The sequence below is a fragment of the Nostoc favosum CHAB5714 genome (assembly GCF_020829495.1).
Classification (GTDB): Bacteria; Cyanobacteriota; Cyanobacteriia; order Cyanobacteriales; family Nostocaceae; genus Nostoc; species Nostoc favosum.
Genome location: NZ_JAIVFQ010000056.1, coordinates 22299 through 40211, shown reverse-complemented (window position 1 = coordinate 40211; position 17913 = coordinate 22299). Strand labels below are relative to the sequence as shown.

The 17913-nt window shown below is 43.2% G+C and carries 16 protein-coding genes; 13 read left to right on the top strand and 3 right to left on the bottom strand.

All coding sequences use genetic code 11. From position 1 onward, the window contains the following. The first annotated feature begins 389 nt into the window (after positions 1-389). From LC586_RS26635 to LC586_RS26615, 5 genes are all read left to right on the top strand, one after another. The gene (locus LC586_RS26635) at positions 390-1532 is read left to right on the top strand and encodes a glycosyltransferase (RefSeq protein ID WP_229488242.1); all 1143 of its coding nucleotides are present in this window, start codon (positions 390-392) and stop codon (positions 1530-1532) included. A gap of 111 nt (positions 1533-1643) precedes the next feature. Beyond that, positions 1644-2399, top strand: a complete 756-nt coding sequence (locus tag LC586_RS26630; protein ID WP_229488255.1) for an undecaprenyl-phosphate galactose phosphotransferase family protein — start codon at positions 1644-1646, stop codon at positions 2397-2399. 783 nt (positions 2400-3182) lie between these two features. Then, positions 3183-4262, top strand: coding sequence for a GDP-mannose 4,6-dehydratase (gene gmd, locus LC586_RS26625; protein ID WP_229488241.1), 1080 nt, complete (start codon positions 3183-3185; stop codon positions 4260-4262). 23 nt (positions 4263-4285) lie between these two features. Then, positions 4286-5230, top strand: a complete 945-nt coding sequence (locus tag LC586_RS26620; protein ID WP_229488240.1) for a GDP-L-fucose synthase family protein — start codon at positions 4286-4288, stop codon at positions 5228-5230. 72 nt (positions 5231-5302) lie between these two features. Next, the gene (locus LC586_RS26615; protein ID WP_229488239.1) at positions 5303-5881 is read left to right on the top strand and encodes a 5-formyltetrahydrofolate cyclo-ligase; all 579 of its coding nucleotides are present in this window, start codon (positions 5303-5305) and stop codon (positions 5879-5881) included. Between the two features lie 237 nt (positions 5882-6118). Here the strand turns inward: LC586_RS26615 and LC586_RS26610 are convergent, their stop codons facing one another. After that, positions 6119-6256 carry a hypothetical protein gene (locus LC586_RS26610; protein WP_229488238.1) on the bottom strand — a complete coding sequence of 46 codons (138 nt, stop codon included), beginning with the start codon at positions 6254-6256 and terminating at the stop codon, positions 6119-6121. On the opposite strand from LC586_RS26610, the gene LC586_RS26605 reads away from it, so the two are divergent. The 4 genes from LC586_RS26605 (at position 6255) to LC586_RS26590 (ending at position 8101) form a co-directional block, all read left to right on the top strand. Continuing rightward, positions 6255-6596 (top strand): hypothetical protein, encoded by a 342-nt coding sequence (locus LC586_RS26605; RefSeq protein WP_229488237.1) that lies wholly within the window; start codon positions 6255-6257, stop codon positions 6594-6596. The genes LC586_RS26610 and LC586_RS26605 overlap by 2 nt on opposite strands. Further along, positions 6593-7018 carry an HNH endonuclease gene (locus LC586_RS26600; RefSeq protein ID WP_229488236.1) on the top strand — a complete coding sequence of 142 codons (426 nt, stop codon included), beginning with the start codon at positions 6593-6595 and terminating at the stop codon, positions 7016-7018. Before LC586_RS26605 ends, LC586_RS26600 begins: the two co-directional genes overlap by 4 nt. 86 nt (positions 7019-7104) lie before the next feature. Then, positions 7105-7941 carry a carbohydrate ABC transporter permease gene (locus LC586_RS26595; RefSeq protein ID WP_229488235.1) on the top strand — a complete coding sequence of 279 codons (837 nt, stop codon included), beginning with the start codon at positions 7105-7107 and terminating at the stop codon, positions 7939-7941. After that, positions 7904-8101: a hypothetical protein gene (locus LC586_RS26590; protein WP_229488234.1), complete on the top strand. Its 198-nt coding sequence runs from the start codon at positions 7904-7906 to the stop codon at positions 8099-8101. Before LC586_RS26595 ends, LC586_RS26590 begins: the two co-directional genes overlap by 38 nt. 19 nt (positions 8102-8120) lie before the next feature. On the opposite strand, the gene LC586_RS26585 is transcribed toward LC586_RS26590, so the two are convergent. Together LC586_RS26585 and LC586_RS26580 are read right to left on the bottom strand one after the other, a co-directional pair. Continuing rightward, complete coding sequence (locus LC586_RS26585) at positions 8121-8774, bottom strand: sugar transferase (RefSeq protein ID WP_229488254.1); 654 nt, start codon at positions 8772-8774, stop codon at positions 8121-8123. A gap of 315 nt (positions 8775-9089) precedes the next feature. After that, on the bottom strand, positions 9090-13193 hold the full coding sequence (locus tag LC586_RS26580; RefSeq protein WP_229488233.1) for a hypothetical protein: 4104 nt from the start codon (positions 13191-13193) through the stop codon (positions 9090-9092). Positions 13194-13740: 547 nt separating this feature from the next. On the opposite strand from LC586_RS26580, the gene LC586_RS26575 reads away from it, so the two are divergent. The 4 genes from LC586_RS26575 (at position 13741) to LC586_RS26560 (ending at position 17819) form a co-directional block, all read left to right on the top strand. Further along, the gene (locus tag LC586_RS26575) at positions 13741-14445 is read left to right on the top strand and encodes a Crp/Fnr family transcriptional regulator (protein ID WP_229488232.1); all 705 of its coding nucleotides are present in this window, start codon (positions 13741-13743) and stop codon (positions 14443-14445) included. Between the two features lie 449 nt (positions 14446-14894). Further along, complete coding sequence (locus tag LC586_RS26570) at positions 14895-15635, top strand: DUF2232 domain-containing protein (protein WP_229488231.1); 741 nt, start codon at positions 14895-14897, stop codon at positions 15633-15635. Between the two features lie 76 nt (positions 15636-15711). Then, entirely contained in the window at positions 15712-16926 is a 1215-nt protein-coding gene (locus tag LC586_RS26565; RefSeq protein WP_229488230.1) for a nicotinate-nucleotide--dimethylbenzimidazole phosphoribosyltransferase, read from the top strand. 305 nt (positions 16927-17231) lie between these two features. After that, positions 17232-17819 (top strand): PEP-CTERM sorting domain-containing protein, encoded by a 588-nt coding sequence (locus LC586_RS26560; RefSeq protein ID WP_229488229.1) that lies wholly within the window; start codon positions 17232-17234, stop codon positions 17817-17819. Positions 17820-17913 lie beyond the last annotated feature (94 nt).

Genomic DNA, 17913 nt, shown 5'->3' with positions numbered 1-17913 from the left:
CATTCCCCATTCCCCATTTCCCACTCCCCATTCCCCACTCCCCATTCTGAGATTATCAGGTTGCAGCATCCATCTGGAACCTCTAAGGAAAAGATTCCGTCCCATTTGCTAATCTGGGGCGCTTCCCGTTAATTAATCACAAAGGGAAACTTTTCAGTCGGAGTCTAAGAGGTTGTTTGAAAAGTGGTTGGCTGTGATTTTAGGTACTTATTGATCCCCCCTAACCCCCCGATAAATTGGGGGGAACCGGAATCAAAGTCCCCCTTATTAAGGAGGATTTAGGGGGATCTAGAACGTTTCACTACCGAGAAGAGGACTTTTCAAACATCCTCTAAGAAAACTATCTTCAATTTTGAATGCGTGAATTTTGAATTTTGAATTGTTTAGCTGTGCCCTTGAAATATGCTCTGGTTCATGAGTGGCTGACACCCAAAGCCACCGGTGGTTCAGAACTCGTTGTACGAGAAATTTTGAATCATATTGATGCTGATTTGTATGCTCTCATAGATTTTGAATCCAGCAATCCTGAAAGTTATTTATACAAGCGTCAGATTGGCAAGACGTTTCTTCAGAACTTTCCATCTGCCCGCAACGGTATACAAAAATACTTGCCTTTGTGGCCTTTGGCAATTGAACAACTTGATTTACGGCATTATGATGTAATTTTGTCTTCATCCCACGCTGTTGCCAAAGGAATTCTTACCACTCCCGAACAGATTCATATTTGCTACTGTCACAGCCCTATGCGCTATGCCTGGGACTTGACTTTTGATTATCTGCGCTACAGCAAACTGGGTAGTGGTTTAGCTGGGTGGGTGACGCGATATTTATTACATCGTTTGCGCCAGTGGGATGTATTGAGTGCCAATCGCGTTGATTACTTCATTGCTAACTCGCAGCATACAGCTCGGCGGATTTGGCGTTGCTATCGACGAGAAGCAACAGTCATTTACCCACCAGTGAATATTGCGGAATTTCCATTTCTGTCTGAGAAAGAGGACTTTTACCTGACAGTTTCCCGGTTAGTGAGTTATAAGCAAATATCGTTGATTGTCAAGGCTTTTAATCAACTCAAACGACCATTAGTAGTCATTGGTACAGGAGATGAAATGAATAAGATTCGCGAGATGGCAAACTCTAATATCCAAATACTGGGATGGCAACCCGATAATGTGGTAAAAAAATATATGTCTAGCGCTAAGGCGTTTGTGTATGCAGCTTGTGAAGATTTTGGTATCGCCCTAGTGGAAGCACAAGCCTGTGGCACGCCAGTGATTGCCTACGGTGCAGGGGGTGCTCTAGAAACAGTACGGGATATCCGCTCTGGAGTGGATACAGGGACAGGTATATTCTTCAGGACGCAAACAGAGGCGGCTTTAGTGGAGGCAGTAGAAAAGTTTGAAGTGTATGAGGGTTCGTTCAGTTCCGAGTATATGCGATCGCACGCCGCGCAGTTCTCACCGCAAATTTTTGCAGATCGTTATTTAGATTTTGTAAACAAATGCAACGAAAAAAGACCATTTTTGCAATGATGGTCTTGAATAACGTCTTATTTTTTTAGGCTTTTGGCAATTTTCCCCAGAAGCACCTCATTTTGGCTTTAATATTGGGACTATGTGTGGTGTGGATTATTAAGGAGTATGATGACTGCCCAGAGCTCACTCCTCTCCGGCAAGCGAGGCGTAAGGCAAGACACCAGAACGTCTACGCGTTTCTTAAAACGCGGTCAAAAAACGAAGATACCAAAAGTTAAACCCAAAGGTTTATCTTTTCAGGGTTTAAACGGAGAGTTTGCCAAACGACTGTTCGATATAGTGTTTTCGCTGTCGGTGTTAATTTTGTTCTTACCCGTCTATTTAATTTTGGCCTTGTTGATTGCTTTCAGTTCAGAAGGCCCAATTTTTTATGTCCAGGAACGGGTAGGGAAAAATTACAAAACGTTTAATTGTATTAAATTCCGAACAATGGTAAGCAATGCTGACGAAATCCTCATGCAAATGATGGAAACTTCGCCCGAGTTGCGACAAGAATTTGAAAGCAGTTTTAAGCTGAAGCAAGACCCCCGGATTACCAAAATTGGTCGATTTTTGCGAATTACTAGCTTAGACGAATTTCCCCAGTTCTGGAACGTTTTAAAAGGGGACATGAGTGTAGTCGGCCCTCGACCCTTGGTATCAGAAGAACTACCAAAATACGGTTGTCACATTGATGAGATTTTAACAATCCGTCCAGGAATTACTGGTTTGTGGCAGGTGTCTGGGCGTAATGATATTCCCTACCCTCGGCGAGTCCAAATAGACCTGCATTATGCTAGGTTTAGGAATTTATGGCTTGATTTATGGATCATCTTGAAAACTGTTGATGTGGTCATTCTGCCCAAAAATAACGGGGCATACTGAGTAACTACTTAGGGTCGATTCTGTGGGGCAGTTAATGCCCCTAAATAGCAATTCTTTCCCTAAGACTAAACGATTGTTCATCTTTGCTCTTATTCTAATTTTTGCCAAAAGTTTAATTTAAAATATTTATTTTATCGAAACAGAATTCAGGAGTCAGAATTTAGAATGAATTCTGACCGAAAAAGCCGATAGCGAAACGTAAAGCCTTCTCTTCTCCTTCTCCTATGGTCGCTGCTGCGCGTAGCTTGCCTCCACGTTCGCGGAGCGTGCCGTAGGCAAGTGGTACAAAGACGCACTCGCCTCCCTTGGGCTTGTCTGCGACACACTACATTTAGCTTGCTTAAGAGTAGGGGTACGCCAACGGCATAGCAACTCTTAGAGACGCACTCGCGTTCGCTTAGAGCGAATCCGCATCCCTTGCGCTGTAGAGAGCGTCAAGATTGCTGACCGGAGCTAACGGAAACGTCTCCGGCTTTGCTCCTGAATTCTTCTTCAATCAGTCTTCACCAAACCAGAGATATATGAAGTTTTGACAAAAAAATAACGTACACAAAAAGAATCTTTATCTATTTAATAAAAGAAATATACATAATTAAACAATCTTGATATATCTAAGAAAACTGACGTGTTAAATTACTTTTTATTAAGTATATCTATTGACAGTGAAAGTCTCTTAACAACAAGAACTCGTAGGTTTCCCATTAGGCAATTGAGCAATTAGCTGCTAGGTTGTATCAGATTGGCTGTAACTTTTTAATCAAAGACAATAAGGGATAATTAAGCATGACGCAACAGAAGCGAGCGTTGATTACTGGTATCACTGGTCAAGATGGTTCATATTTAAGTGAGTTTTTGTTGGAACAAGGTTATGAGGTTCATGGCATTATTCGCCGGACTTCAACCTTTAACACAGACCGCATCGATCACATTTACGAAGACCCCCACAAAGAGGGAGTGCGGTTGTTTCTTCACTATGGTGACTTGACAGATGGTACGACGCTGCGACGCATTTTAGAAGAAGTCCAGCCAGTAGAAATTTACAACCTGGGCGCTCAATCCCATGTCAGAGTAAGCTTTGATTCACCAGAATACACGGTGGATGCTGTAGGAATGGGAACGTTGCGTCTGTTGGAAGCAATTCGGGACTACCAACACCGTACTGGAATTCAGGTGCGATTTTACCAGGCGGGTTCTTCAGAAATGTACGGTTTAGTACAAGCAATACCTCAAACTGAGACAACGCCTTTTTATCCCCGCAGTCCCTATGCCTGTGCCAAAGTTTACGCCCACTGGCAAACTGTAAATTATCGTGAGTCTTATGATTTGTTTGCTTGTAATGGCATACTTTTTAACCATGAGTCACCACGGCGGGGTGAAACCTTTGTAACCCGCAAAATTACTAGAGCAGTGGCTGGTATCGTTGCTGGTAAGCAGAAAAAAATTTACATGGGTAATCTAGATGCCAAGCGAGATTGGGGTTATGCGAAGGATTACGTCAAAGCAATGTGGTTAATGTTGCAGAAAGACCAGCCAGACGATTACGTAATTGCTACTGGTGAAACCCACTCGGTGCGCGAGTTTTTGGAACTAGCATTTAGTTATGTAAATCTCAATTGGCAAGATTATGTAGAGTTTGATGAGCGTTACCTTCGTCCATCTGAGGTAGAGTTGTTGATTGGCGATTCTACCAAAGCACGCCAGAAGTTGGGCTGGGCACCATCAGTAACCTTTGAAGAACTAGTTTCCTTAATGGTAGAAGCAGATTTACAAGCATTGGGTCATACTTCACCCAATGGAAATGGTTCGCAATTTCCATTAGATATAGCGACTATTCGTCAACAACTGGGCGCTTTGCACTTCTGATTCGCACCACAGAGGATAAAAATATGACCGGCTTAGAATTAAAAAATAAACGCATTCTTGTCACTGGTGGGTCGGGGTTTCTAGGTCGTCAGGTGATAGATCAACTGTGTAAAGCAGGGGCTGATCGTGAGAAGATTACAGTAACGCGATCGCGCGATTGTGATTTGCGTGTTTGGGAAAATAGCCAACGTGCAGTTGACCAGCAAGACGTAATTATCCACCTAGCAGCTCATGTTGGGGGTATCGGTCTCAACCGTGAAAAACCCGCTGAGTTGTTCTACGATAACTTGATCATGGGAACGCAGCTAATTCACGCTGCCTATCAAGCTGGAGTAGAAAAATTTGTTTGTGTTGGCACAATCTGTGCCTATCCTAAATTTACTCCGGTGCCATTCAAAGAAGATGATCTTTGGAATGGCTACCCAGAGGAAACCAACGCCCCCTATGGAATTGCTAAAAAAGCGCTTTTAGTTCAATTGCAATCCTACCGCCAGCAGTACGGTTTTAATGGGATTTATCTACTGCCAGTAAATTTATATGGCCCAGAAGATAACTTTGACACAGGAAGTTCTCACGTTATTCCAGCATTAGTTCGCAAAGTTCACGAAGCCCAAATTAAAGCAGAAAAGCAACTCCTAGTTTGGGGCGATGGCAGTCCTACCCGTGAGTTTCTATATTCAGAAGATGCAGCGCGGGGGATTGTTATGGGAACTCAATTCTATAACGAATCGGAACCAGTTAACTTGGGAACAGGTTATGAAATCTCCATCCTTGATTTAGTAACTCTAATCTGCGAATTGATGGAGTTTAAGGGTAAAATTGTTTGGCAAACTGACAAGCCTAATGGTCAACCCCGCCGTTGTTTAGATACTGAACGGGCAAACCAAGCCTTTAATTTCACGGCTCAGGTGGGTTTTGAGGAAGGTTTAAAGAATACGATTGAGTGGTATCGTCAACACGCTGTATAACAATGTACTGGTGAGTGTAGAGTACTTAAGCTGGGCGATGCCCAGCTTATTTATTTGACGCTATAAATTTTCATGGACAAAGTTAATCATCAACTCAATAAAGCAGAACTACGCCGCACTCTACTCAAAACACGTCAATCAATGTCCGTTGGAGAATGGAGAGAAAAAAGCGATCGCTTACGCTCTCATTTACAAAACTCTACTTTGTTTACCCAAGCAAAAACAATACTCGCTTATTTCAGCTTTCGCCAAGAACCCGATCTCAGTCCACTATTTGCAAACACCAAATACCGTTGGGGATTTCCTCGCTGCGTTGATAAAAAATCCCTATGTTGGCATATTTGGGCACCTAACGATTCTATCCAAAGCGGCGCTTATGGCATTACTGAACCACACCCCGACGCTCCAATCTTAGATCCAGATGAAGTGGATTTGATTCTTGTCCCTAGTGTCGCTTGCGACTATCAAGGATATCGCCTGGGCTATGGCGGTGGATATTACGATCGCTTGCTCAGTTTACCGCAATGGCAGACAAAGCCGACTATCGGAATTGTCTTTGATTTTGCCTATTTGTCCGAAATATCTATTGAACCTTGGGATAAACCACTACAAGCTGTTTCTACGGAAACCGGATTGACTCCAAAAGGCTGAAGGATTCAGGATGATGAAGACATCTCATCAAATGTTTTATGACTAACCCAACGTCATCTACCACTGACACTATAATTTGACTTCAAACTGTAGGATGATAGGCTATAAGCCTACTTGATTAGATAGATTTTTTGGTGTTGCTGATTTGATGTATAAAGATTATGAGTTGTGTAACCAAAACTCTTTCTTGTAGAGACGTAAAACTTTACGTCTCTAAATTTTATGGTGCATTACATTTCATGAACGCGGATTTATAACCTTAGCACCAGCCAGAATTACATCTGGAATCACACCAACAGAATTAGATGAATTGCTTTGACCAGATTTTTGATGATAAGTTACGATAAAATTAACCAAATTATCAAGTAAAGCCATGTCTGACTCAGTTCAGTATGTCACTAACGCAGAGGGGAAAAAAGTTGGAGTACTGTTAGATTTAGAAAGTTACCAACAGCTAACTAACTTATCTGTAGATTCGGAATTATTGATTGGTTTAAATCTAGATGAGTTGCAAGCTTTGGCAGAAAGTTATTTATCTCCCAAAGCTCAGATCCAGTTACAGGAATTATTAGTTAAAAATTCTGAGAATGATTTGTCACATGACGAAACTGAAACCTTAGACAGATTATTAGCACAGGTTGACCAATTAAATATTCTTAAAACTCGAGCTAGATATACCTTAAATATTTTTCAAAATAAACAGCAACTAGCGTGAGTGTTTACATTCCTGTTGAATTAAAAAAGGAAATTCATAATTATTTTGCTGATTGTTGTGCTTACTGTCGCACTGCTGAAGCTTTAACAGTCACTACTTTTGAATTTGAGCATATCATTCCCTTGTCTGCTGGTGGGGTAACTGTATTTGAAAATCTATGCTTGGCTTGTCCATCTTGTAATCGTTATAAAGCAACTCGCCAAACAGCAATTGACCCTAATACTCAGGATGAGGTTAAATTATTTAATCCACAACAGCAATTGTGGGCAGACCATTTTACTTGGAGTGAAGATGCTACAGAAATTGTAGGACTTACAACCATTGGTAGAGCAACAATTTATACTTTAAAAATGAATCGTCTGCAATTAACTCGTGTGCGGAAAATGTGGGTGAAAATGGGTGAGCATCCACCAAATATTTGAGCAAGTGCAAAATATTGAAAGCAAGTTGTAGCGTTATAAAGAAAGTTGTAATAAATATTTAGAGAACTGGGAAAGTTATTAATCAAATGCTGAACTGGAAAAAATCACGATCGCAAATTCTGCTAATGTATGCGCTATTGGGAGCGATCGCACTGGTGATGCTCTTTCCTTTACTGTGGCTAGTTAGTACAGCCTTGAAATCGCCTACAGAAAATATTTTGCAGTCGCCGCCACAGTTATTACCTGCCTCACCTACACTAGATAACTTCTTTAGTGTCTGGAACTCTTTACCTTTTGGACAATATCTGTATAATAGTACCTTGGTGTCGGTGCTGACTGTGGGCTTAAATCTACTGTTTTGCGCTTTAGCTGCCTATCCGTTGGCAAGATTGTCATTTGTCGGGCGAGACTGGATTTTTGTGGCGATCGTCTCTACGATTATGATTCCCTTCCAAATCGTGATGATTCCCCTTTATATTTTGACAGTCCAGTTGGGTTTGAGAAATAGTTATTTAGGGATGATTTTTCCGAGTTTAGCTTCTGCCTTTGGCATTTTTCTGTTGCGCCAAGCTTTCATGAGTGTCCCCAAAGAGATAGAAGAAGCCGCTCGGATGGATGGCAGTTCGGAGTTAGGTTTGTGGTGGCATGTGATGTTACCAGCCGTTCGCCCAGCATTGGTAACTTTAGCTATTTTTGTATTCATTGGTGCTTGGAGTGACTTTTTGTGGCCTTTAATTGTCATCCAAGACGAAAATTTATACACTCTTCCCTTGGGAGTCGCAAAGCTAGCAGGTACATTTTCCCTTGACTGGCGCTTGGTAGCTGCTGGTTCAGTAATTGCGATCGCCCCAGTATTATTACTATTTTTGTTTTTACAACGTTACATTGTACCCACTGAAACTGGTAGCGGGGTCAAGGGTTGAAGAAGAAAGTGGAGATGAGGGGGATGAGGGAGCAGGGGGAGATGAGGAGGCAGGGGAAGCAGGGGGAGAAATGACAAATACTTCGGCTTACCTCGGCTTACTTCGACTACGCTCAGTACAAGTCGCTCGGCACAAGTCGCTCACTACAAGTGACAAATGACAAATGACAAATGACAAATTCAATAAGCACCAGTCTTTTTCAAGACTACCCAGATAGTTTTAACAATCAGACTCAGGTCATAAGTTACAGACCACTTACGTTGATAATCTATATCCATCTTGACAATGGTTTCAAAGTCTGTAATACTAGAACGTCCATTAGCCTGCCATTCTCCAGTAATGCCTGGTTTGACTCGCAATCTATCCCAGTGGTGTGGATCGTAATGGCTGACTTCATCAGGAGTGGGTGGACGAGTACCAACTAAACTCATGTCCCCTACCAGAACATTCCAAAATTGGGGAAATTCGTCTAAACTAGTGCGCCGCAAAAATTTGCCCACAGGAGTAATGCGAGGATCGTCAACAGATTTAAAGATGTGACCTTTGGCTTGGTTTTCAACTAAATGCTTGAATTTATCAGCATCGACGATCATCGAACGGAATTTCCAGATGCGGAAAGTTTTTCCGTTCAAACCACAGCGAATTTGGGAATAAAATATTGGACTTGGAGCATCTATAAAGGTAACAATTGCTACGGGAATTGCTACGAGAAATGTAATTATCAGCCCCACAATGGCTCCAACAATGTCAATTAATCGTTTTCTCACGCTTAAGGTTGACGGGTGGAAAGGCTGTTGCGAACAATTAACTGAATAAAGATAAAGATGGTTCACAAGGACTAGCTTATCTACAACAGGACTTTTTGAATCAGTAGTGTAGACATGAACATAATTTTTAGGCAATTTTTATTGATTTTGTCAATCCTACTGAGTGCTAACATACACAAAAATTAAGCAATGTAAAAACCGAAAACCTAAAGTTTACAGAATCTTTTAATTAAGGTGGGAAATTGTAAAATTACAGTATTTTGTACCATCAGATAAAAAAGATAGTGTTATTGGTACACATCCAAAATATTACAATGTTGAGAGTTGAAAGCCCATCAGGATCTTCGCGACTCAGAAAGACACATCCGTGATGTACTAATCTCAATGATTAACCTCTAAAGCGAAATTCACTAAGTATGGTTCCTCCAGTGATTGCTGATTACTAGCCTTGATTGCATCTAGATAGCGACGCAAGGACAACAGTTGTTGGGAATTGGGACGATATGTGAGACTGCCTTGTTTTTCAAAAAGTGGTACTGTAGCGATCGCCTGATAGTCAGGATTTTCTTGCGAACTCTGAGTCAGCCAAGCCGAATCTGTAACTGAAGGTATCAAACCCGAAGGCAGTTCACCTTCCAAAAAAGCCAGCAGGCGTTGCTGACAAGTGCGAGTATTAATTCCACGACCCTCAAATAACTGGATAACTTCACCGAAAGATAAGGATCGGTCTGGTAGCAGCCGCAGCAATTCTGTAAATAGGAAATAATCAGTGTATTGTTGCCTGGGTATATCTAATATCTGGGGATGCAGAGGCAGCATCGCCAAACCATAAGCAACGCGACTGCAATTAGGAGCGCCGTTTTCGCCGAGATATAAATCTTGAATAATCTTAGCGCTGGGGAGTTTTTGCCGTAGCCAACGATTCACCGTCCCGACACAAGCCACCCCACCAGTCAGGATAGCTTGATTAATGGATTCTGTGGGGATGCCACGAGCTACCAATAACTTGTTGAGTTCTCGGTTCAGGCGACGCACAAAGGGGATAAATACCTGGCTTTCTAAATCTCGTCGCTGCAAAATCCACTGCTGATCGGCCAATTCTAAGGTAAAAGAGTCTTGGTGTTGCAAAATCAGCTTTAGAGCTAGTGCGGCATCTAATACTGCCTGTCCCAGTAGAGAACTTTCTAGACGCTGCTGGAGGCGAATCCGAGCGGTGATATCTGGCTCTCCGACTCTGGGTAATTCTAATTCTTCCAACCCTAAACTCTGCCAACGCATTTGGTCTAAACCGGGAATTGACGGTTGCCATTGCCAAGGATTATTAGTGGTAGTTTTGCGTAGGCGTAGCCCGCCGCAGGCATCGCTTTGTGTTTCTTTTCGTGATTGCCGAGATTTAGGTGGCAATAGCAGCTGGCAGATTATATCTTGTTCAATTCCCTTACCAGCATAAGCAAAACTGTGGAGCATGAAATCATTGTATGTCAATTGTTGCAATGTTTCTGGGAGATTGACCAGCAACATTTCTGTGGCAGTTGTTCCAATGTTAATCACAAGGGTATTGCCAACAATGGGATGTTCGCTGGTTTTTGCCGGATGAGAACCCTGATGTTCGCTTAATTTTACTTGCTCACCGTTAGCAGCATCGAGTTCTGGGAGCAAACTAGCGATCGCTTCTTCTACAAAAAAGACTTGCTGCGGATGTTGGATGAGTTTACTGGTGAGTAAAGCTTCCCGCACGTTAAAGCGGTATTGTTCCGACCAACTAGATGGACAGGTGCAAATTACACCAGCAATATTATTGATAATTTTGGGGAAATCTTGTTCGCTGATCCCCATAGCAGCAGCCATTAAACTAGGGGTGGTACAAGTTTTTTCGGATTTGAGGGTTAATAGTAGCTTAGAGAGCGATCGCACAACCCAAATCAAAGGCCCTGCCGAAAATTCATTTAATTGCAAAACAGGTTCCCATTTCTGCCGTTCACTCTTGTAGGGAATGGCTACTTGTAAATAAGGCTTCAACTGCGCCGAGTAGAGATTATTTATCGTCGCATCTGTTGTTGTCCGTGTTGCAGGAGTGTTGGCCGAGCGATCGGGTACTTTATCTTGGGCAACAGCCGCAGGTGCAGTCCGCTCATGTACTTGGATACTTTCGTTTTCTCCGTGGGGTACAGAAGCTCTAGGCAGATAAACCTCTGTTGGTAAACGAAATGATTCCTGGAAAGAAGTTCTTCCCGGCGGATTTTCTGCTGACCAATAGATAGGATGTACAACAAAAGTCGAGCTATTTAATAATGCGGCAGAAATTCCTGTTGTACCTAAATCAATTCCTAAATACCAGACTGATTCTAGAACATTGAGCGAAACTTCTGGATTGTTGATGGAGTTGGAAATTGGAGGTAAAGAACTTTCTTCATCAGGAGTTGTGACTTCATTTTCTTGTTCAGTTTCTACCTGGGGAACTGCCAAACTGGAGAAAGCAGCAGTTGAGTTATTTTCTTCTACTATTTGGAGATTTTCTGTTGGCGGCTCAGGGGAAGTTATGGGAATTATATCTTGATTTTCATCAAGTATTTCTGAGAAAATATCCAAGTTGGTAGCTGGCTGCAACTCAGAATTTAGCTGCCGATCAAAATTAGCCAAATCCCGATCTAATTGCTGCAACTGTTCTTCATCTAAAGAAATATCAAGTACGGCTGGAGCCTGGTTTGACTCAACAGAAAGCAAGTTTTCTTGTGGCGAAGCAGCAATGTAGTTATCTGAAGACAGTTCTGGCTGATCATCGTTAATTAATACTTCTGGTGTGGCGATACCTACGGTAGGCTTTGCCAACGCAATTTCCGCTACTTCTGGAGTAACTGGTGCTGTAGTTGTCCCATTATCCACAGAGGATGCAATTTCCACAATTTCCGCTACTTCTGGAGTAACTGGTGCTGTAGTTGTGCCATTATCCACAGAAAATGATACTTCCAGGAGTTCCTGATCATTACTTGTATCAGGCAATAGCTCAGTTAGAGTATTAATTGTATCAGCGCTAGCTGGCTGATTGCCGAGCGGCAAGCTGTCTGTTGCGGAAACTGCTTGTGGCGTAGAGAAACTAACAAGCTCTAGGTCTGTATCTTCTTCAAAAAATAATTCTTCTTGTGAATCTAATGATGCTGTAGTTTCTACTGGAGTCTGTTGGGTTGTTTGCGGGTGAACGTTGCTCAAATCGAACAGATCCGTCGTATCTGCTGTCACAGCCTCAGAATCCCCAGTTGGAGGCACAGATGCGCCCTCAGCGATGTTCAACGTTGATTCTGAGGCTGTGGAAACCTCAAGACTTGGATTATTAACATTACCAGTACCAAACAAGCTGGCGTAAAGTTGGTCTACTTCATCACCAATTAACGCAGAAATATCTTGCGGTAATTCGGTCTTCTGAGAAGATTGAGACGAGTTGATACCAAGCTGCAACAGCACTGCATCTAAATCTTCTGCGATCGTAGTATCCTGTTGCTGATCAATTGTGAGTGAAGATGTTTCTGGCTGTATAAGCTCCAAGGGTTGGGGTGCAACTCCAGCAGTAATCTCGGCTGGATCAGCCAATGATGCTGGTGTATCAGATTCGACCTCAAGGAAAGATGGCTGGGAACTAGGGGATTGCTGCTGCAAATGCTGAGTCAAATTGTTGAGAAAGTTGGCCATCAACTGTTCGCCTTCCATCCCCTTGTTATGCATTCTTGCCAATGCTTGCGACAGGGACTCGTGATAAGTATTAATGTTGCGCTGTAGTGCCTCAAATACTACATTTACAGTCCCATCTAGTGATAATAAACGTTGATCCAACTCCCTCGCCAGGTGGGTTAAACGCTCCGCAGGGTCTGGTGATTCTAGTAACGGTTGAGTTGCAGAGGTTACTGGTTCTGAGTTTCCACTATTTGCTCCTGAAGAACTGGCGGAATTTTCCTGCGTCTGTGCTAAAAGTGGCGTTAAAGTTGGCACAAGACGACTCATGAGTACCTGTAAAAACTCGGTAATCATCTGCTCCTGGTTTGTCAACTGCTGCGCTAAGGAGTAATTTTGCAATCGCCTCTGCTCTAGCTGCCTAATTTCATGTATGAGAGCGGCTCGCTCTTGCAAGAGCAATTCTAATTCCGATCGCAATGGCTGGATCAAGCTCGAAAATTCACTTTTTAATAGTCCTGCCCCAACAGTACTCTGTTCCTGATTGGATTCGGGCCGGGGTAGTGGATACTGGTTATTACCTTGATCAATAAATTTTGTTAATAAAGGCGTTCGCGGTTCTTCAGAAGACTGATTTGGGATGCCGTTCTCTAATGCTCCTTTTTCTTGTAGCCTCACCAAGAAGTTGCGAATTCGTTCTAAAACTTCTTTAGGCTCTTGCGCCTGACCAGACAGAAATTTAGACAAGCGCTTGCCACCACTGGCAAGTAAGTTGTCAATGTCTGCGATCAGCTTTTGAATTTCGTCTGCACTGGAAGTCACTTTTATCACCTTACCTAGAGATGTATGTCAACTAATCTGACAATTACTTTACAATCACCGTATCCCTATGGGGAAGCAAGCGTCGCCCATAGGAAAAGTTTTGAGTGGCAAAAGCCCCTGCTTGGACTTGTGACTGTCATTATGTTATGGATTACTGCGAGTCGTGGCAATCTTCAGTCAGCGTTTGTGTGAGAAGCTTAGTTTTACAGATCATTAATTGCCTATTTTTGAAAATCGCTAAAATACCTGAGCAATAATTTACTCCCTTTAGTATCATTGATGTTGTTTGCCTATATTCTGAACTAATCAAGTTTGCAGTGCAGCTAGCCCCTAAGCAATACAACCGCCGGCTATAAACTACTTTTTGCAAAACTTTTAACCCGTTTAAACTTATAGGTAAAGATTATTTAGAAAAACCTTCTTGTCGCTTTCTTATGTAGCATAGTTTAGTTTTCTTTTTGAAAGGGAGCTGTGCAATGATAGCTTAGGCTGAAAATGGCGCTCTTGTTTGTTGTGTGTATATAGCAGCTTGAATAAAGATGTCGTAATGGAAGATCGATATAGCTTGCAAGCACAGGCTAATTCCTGGATGATCACGTCGTCGGCTCCCTTTTTTCAAGGGTTGCCAGAAACTGCTGTCGAATCAGCCCTCATCCATCTTGTTACCCGCACTCACCCAGCCAATCAGGTAATTCTGCTGGAAAATGACTGGGGCGGTTCTGTGTATTTTATTCTGGACGGATGGGTAAAAATTCGCACCTACAATCTGGAAGGAAAAGAGATAACGCTGAATATTCTTGGCAAAGGGGAATTGTTTGGTGAAATGGCGGCGCTAGATGAAGTGCCTCGATCCACAGATGTGATTACCTTGGCCCCAACGGTAATTGGTAGTATGCCTGCTCAGGATTTTGTCAAGTTACTTCAGATAGAACCCTTAGCGGGAGTTCGATTGGCGCAACTAATGGCACGACGTTTGCGGCAAGTAAATCGCCGATTGCGGTTGCGGGAATCTGATAGCCAGTCACGGGTGGCAGATACGTTAGTATTTTTGGCAGAAGGACAGGGAAAAAAAGGGCAAACAGGAACCGAAATCCCGAATTTACCTCATCGGGAATTGAGTAGTTTGAGCGGACTGGCGCGGGAAACTGTAACAAGAGTGTTGACAAGGCTAGAAAAAAAAGGCTTGATTAAACGGGATCAAGACACTATTTGCATTCCCGATTTGTCAGCCTTAGAAAGAATGATCGTGTGAACTACCTCAACCTATAGACGGACGAGGCTTCCCAATTCATCGGGAATAGCCTCTAGGACTCCGTAGTTCTATTGGTCTGACATTCCCTCCAAGGGCAGAAGTCCTGGTTCCCAAGACCCAAATCTTTTACCCTGAGCGAAGTCGAAGGGTTTTCTTGCAACATATACCTATTAGCTTGGTTTTCGCTTATGGCATTGATGGTCAAGACAGTAACTATAATACTCGAAAAATTGGTGATTACGACGCTCAATGACTCGCTAGCGCAACTCTTGGAAACGCTGCGCGAACGCTACTATACATCGAATATTGATTTTTTGCTGACTAAAAAATCAATATTCGATGCAATTATTATCACCCCCTGACAATCCCCACCTTATGAGTAAATTGTTCGCGTTAGCGTCTCGCAGAGAAGGTGGGGACTTTTGCGATCTGTTAAAAACTTGTCAGATATGAGTATTTTAGATTCTTTGCCAGATGAGCCGGAGAAAGATCCATCCCCTGGATCTCCAACTCCCCACAATCATTGGTTAGACAAAGAACAGCAGTTAATGCCTCCTCAACTCAAGGCTGATGCGCCCTTGAGGATGGTGGAAACGGCGTTTTTAGCCAGTGCCGCTAGCTTGATTTGGTTTATTAATTTCTACTTTCCCTTGGGGCCAGTTTTGCGGATATTTTTTCCGGTACCGATCGCTCTAGTTTATCTGCGTTGGGGCAGGCGTGCGGCATGGATGGCAGCACTCACCTCTGGGTTACTGCTGACGGTACTGATGGGGCCAGCCCGCAGTTTGCTGTTTGTCATGCCCTACGGGTTTATGGGCGTGCTTTTGGGAGCGACGTGGTATCGTCGTCGTGTTCCCTGGATTGTATCTATCACCTTGGGTACGCTGTTGGGTACTTTGGGATTCTTTTTTCGGCTGTGGTTGCTGTCTGTGTTGTCAGGTGAAGACCTGTGGATTTATGTAATTACCCAGGTGACTGAGTTCATAGAGTGGGTATTTTTTAACTTGAGTTTGTTGGCGAGTCCCAGTGTGTTTTTGATTCAAGTGGGAGCGATCGCTTTAATTGTACTCAACAACTTTATCTACCTTTTTGTGGTACACCTGGCAGCATGGTTGCTTTTTGATCGCCTGGGCAACCCCATTCCCCGTCCACCACGCTGGGTACAAGTCCTCATGGATTATGAAGGATAGTGAGGAGTTGTGAGTTAATAGTTATGAATTAAACTCCTAACTCCTAACTCCTAACTCCTAACTTTTAACTTTCCAAATGATTAGTATTTATACGCAAAAAGAACAGGGTGAAGAATGGCTACGACGGTATCGTGGCTGTCTCCCCGTATTTGCCTGTGTTTTAGGATTTACTGAAACTGGTTTAATTCCAGGGATTTCAGCAGCCGGTCGCACTCCAGAAGATCGGAAATATACTGCTTGTGCCGATGCCGAGTTTTTGTATTATGGCCCAGAACATAAAGCCCAATATCCCTTACCACCATTAGCGGCTGGGGCTTCACCTGTGCTGATTTCTCGCGCTGTATTTGAGTCACTAAAGATACCAGTTCATTTGTTTAATGCTGGTTTACCCCAGCCTCCGGCTGTGCCAGTAGTTGATTTGGGCGGCACGGCTGCTAAGTGTTTAAGTAGTGGCGCTGCTATGGAAATTACAACGGTACACCACTTGTTTAAACAAGGGCTACTTTGGGGAGAACGCCTTGCTGCCAATAACCAACATAAGTATGTGATTCTCGGTGAGTGCGTCGTTGGAGGCACTACAACTGCCCTGGCAATCTTAACTGGTTTGGGTATAGATGCTGCCGGAAAAGTTAATAGTAGCCATCCTATTTGTAACCACGCGCAAAAGTGGGCACTAGTGCAAGCTGGGCTGGAGAAGATGAGGAGAGATGGGGGAGCAGGGGGAGATGAGGGAGATGGGGAAGCAGGGGAAGTAAATTCTCCCTCGTCTCCCTCATCCCCCTCATCCTCCTCATCTCCTCTAGTTGATCCTTTAAAACTCGTCGCCGCTGTGGGTGATCCGATGCAAGTGGTGGTAGCTGGGATGGCGATCGCTGCTAGTCGGAGTTGTGGTGTAATGCTTGCTGGTGGGACGCAAATGCTGGCGGTTTATGCGCTGATCAGTGCGATCGCTCAAGCTTACGCCTTATCATGGCAACCAGAAGCAGTAGTTGTAGGCACAACTCGCTGGGTGGCAGAAGATCCTACTGGAGCTACAGTTGACTTAGCCCTCAACTTAGGAAAAGCCAGCTTAACTCAGAGTGGAAGAATCCCTCCCCTATTCGCAACTCATCTGAGCTTTGCTGATTCTCGTTATCCCCAACTGAGAGCTTATGAGCAGGGCTTTGTGAAAGAAGGTATGGGCGCTGGAGCAGCTTGCATAGCCGCCCATCTTAGCCAAAATTGGCAGCAAAACCAACTTTTGGCAGCCATTGAAGCCCAACTTGAACGGCTAAGTACAGCATTTCATTAATTCGTAGCGAATTAAATTCGGCAAGACTCTGCGCCCCACCAAAGTTATAGGCGGAGGTTCCCTTTGCTCATACTTCTCTCTCTACGTTTAAACAACGCTACAATTTTACGCAAAGCTTTACTTAGCCAAATCAACAGTTAATAATCTAATCGTTATTCAAATTGCATCTGCGTGTTTCCCGAACTTATCATCTCAGGAAGCCAGAAACTCCTGACTTCTGTGTGTGTCTGTGCGTAAGAGCGTCTTTCTAGCAATTTGAACTATGCAACTTTGTTTACCTTCTTGTTTTTCAGGAGAATTATCTGATGAAATTAGTAAAAAAGCTTGGTATTGCTACCACTAGTGCTGTTATAGGTATTACTGGTGTCGGTGCATCTTCTGCGGCACAAGCTGTACAGCTATTTGATTTTCAGTACTCTTTTCCCAGTTATGAAGCAAATGTTACAGGGATTTCCGCTAGCGGCACTCTTACCACCACCGATCTAGATCCCATAAAAAACAATTACACAATCACAGGAATAACTGGCACAAGGAAAGCCCAAGGAATTACTGAGACAATCATCGGGTTGCTCTCACCAGGTACATACGGAATCAATGATAATCTCTTAAATGCGAGTACGCCTCTGTTAACCCAGAACGGTTTTTCTTACCTGGTTTCTGGAAGCGGAGAAGACGGAAATGGGAACGTTAACGTATTCTACAGTAGTTTCAATGAAGGTTATTCAGAGCTTTCAAGCGATGTAGATTATGGTAGCTTTAGTGTCGTACCACGTCCTGTTCCCGAACCCTACACAGTAAGTGGCTCATTGCTTGCTCTTGGTTTTGGCTGGTGGACAAAGCGAAAGCAAGCAGTAGCTTTTCAGAAGAAGCCGTATAAAAGTATCTATCTGTAAGGTTAGTAGTGCATCTCCGATCTAGATTGCGTTAAAATGTGCTTGGTATCTTACTTTTACTTAAAATAATACCAAGTCGCCTTCATGATGTATC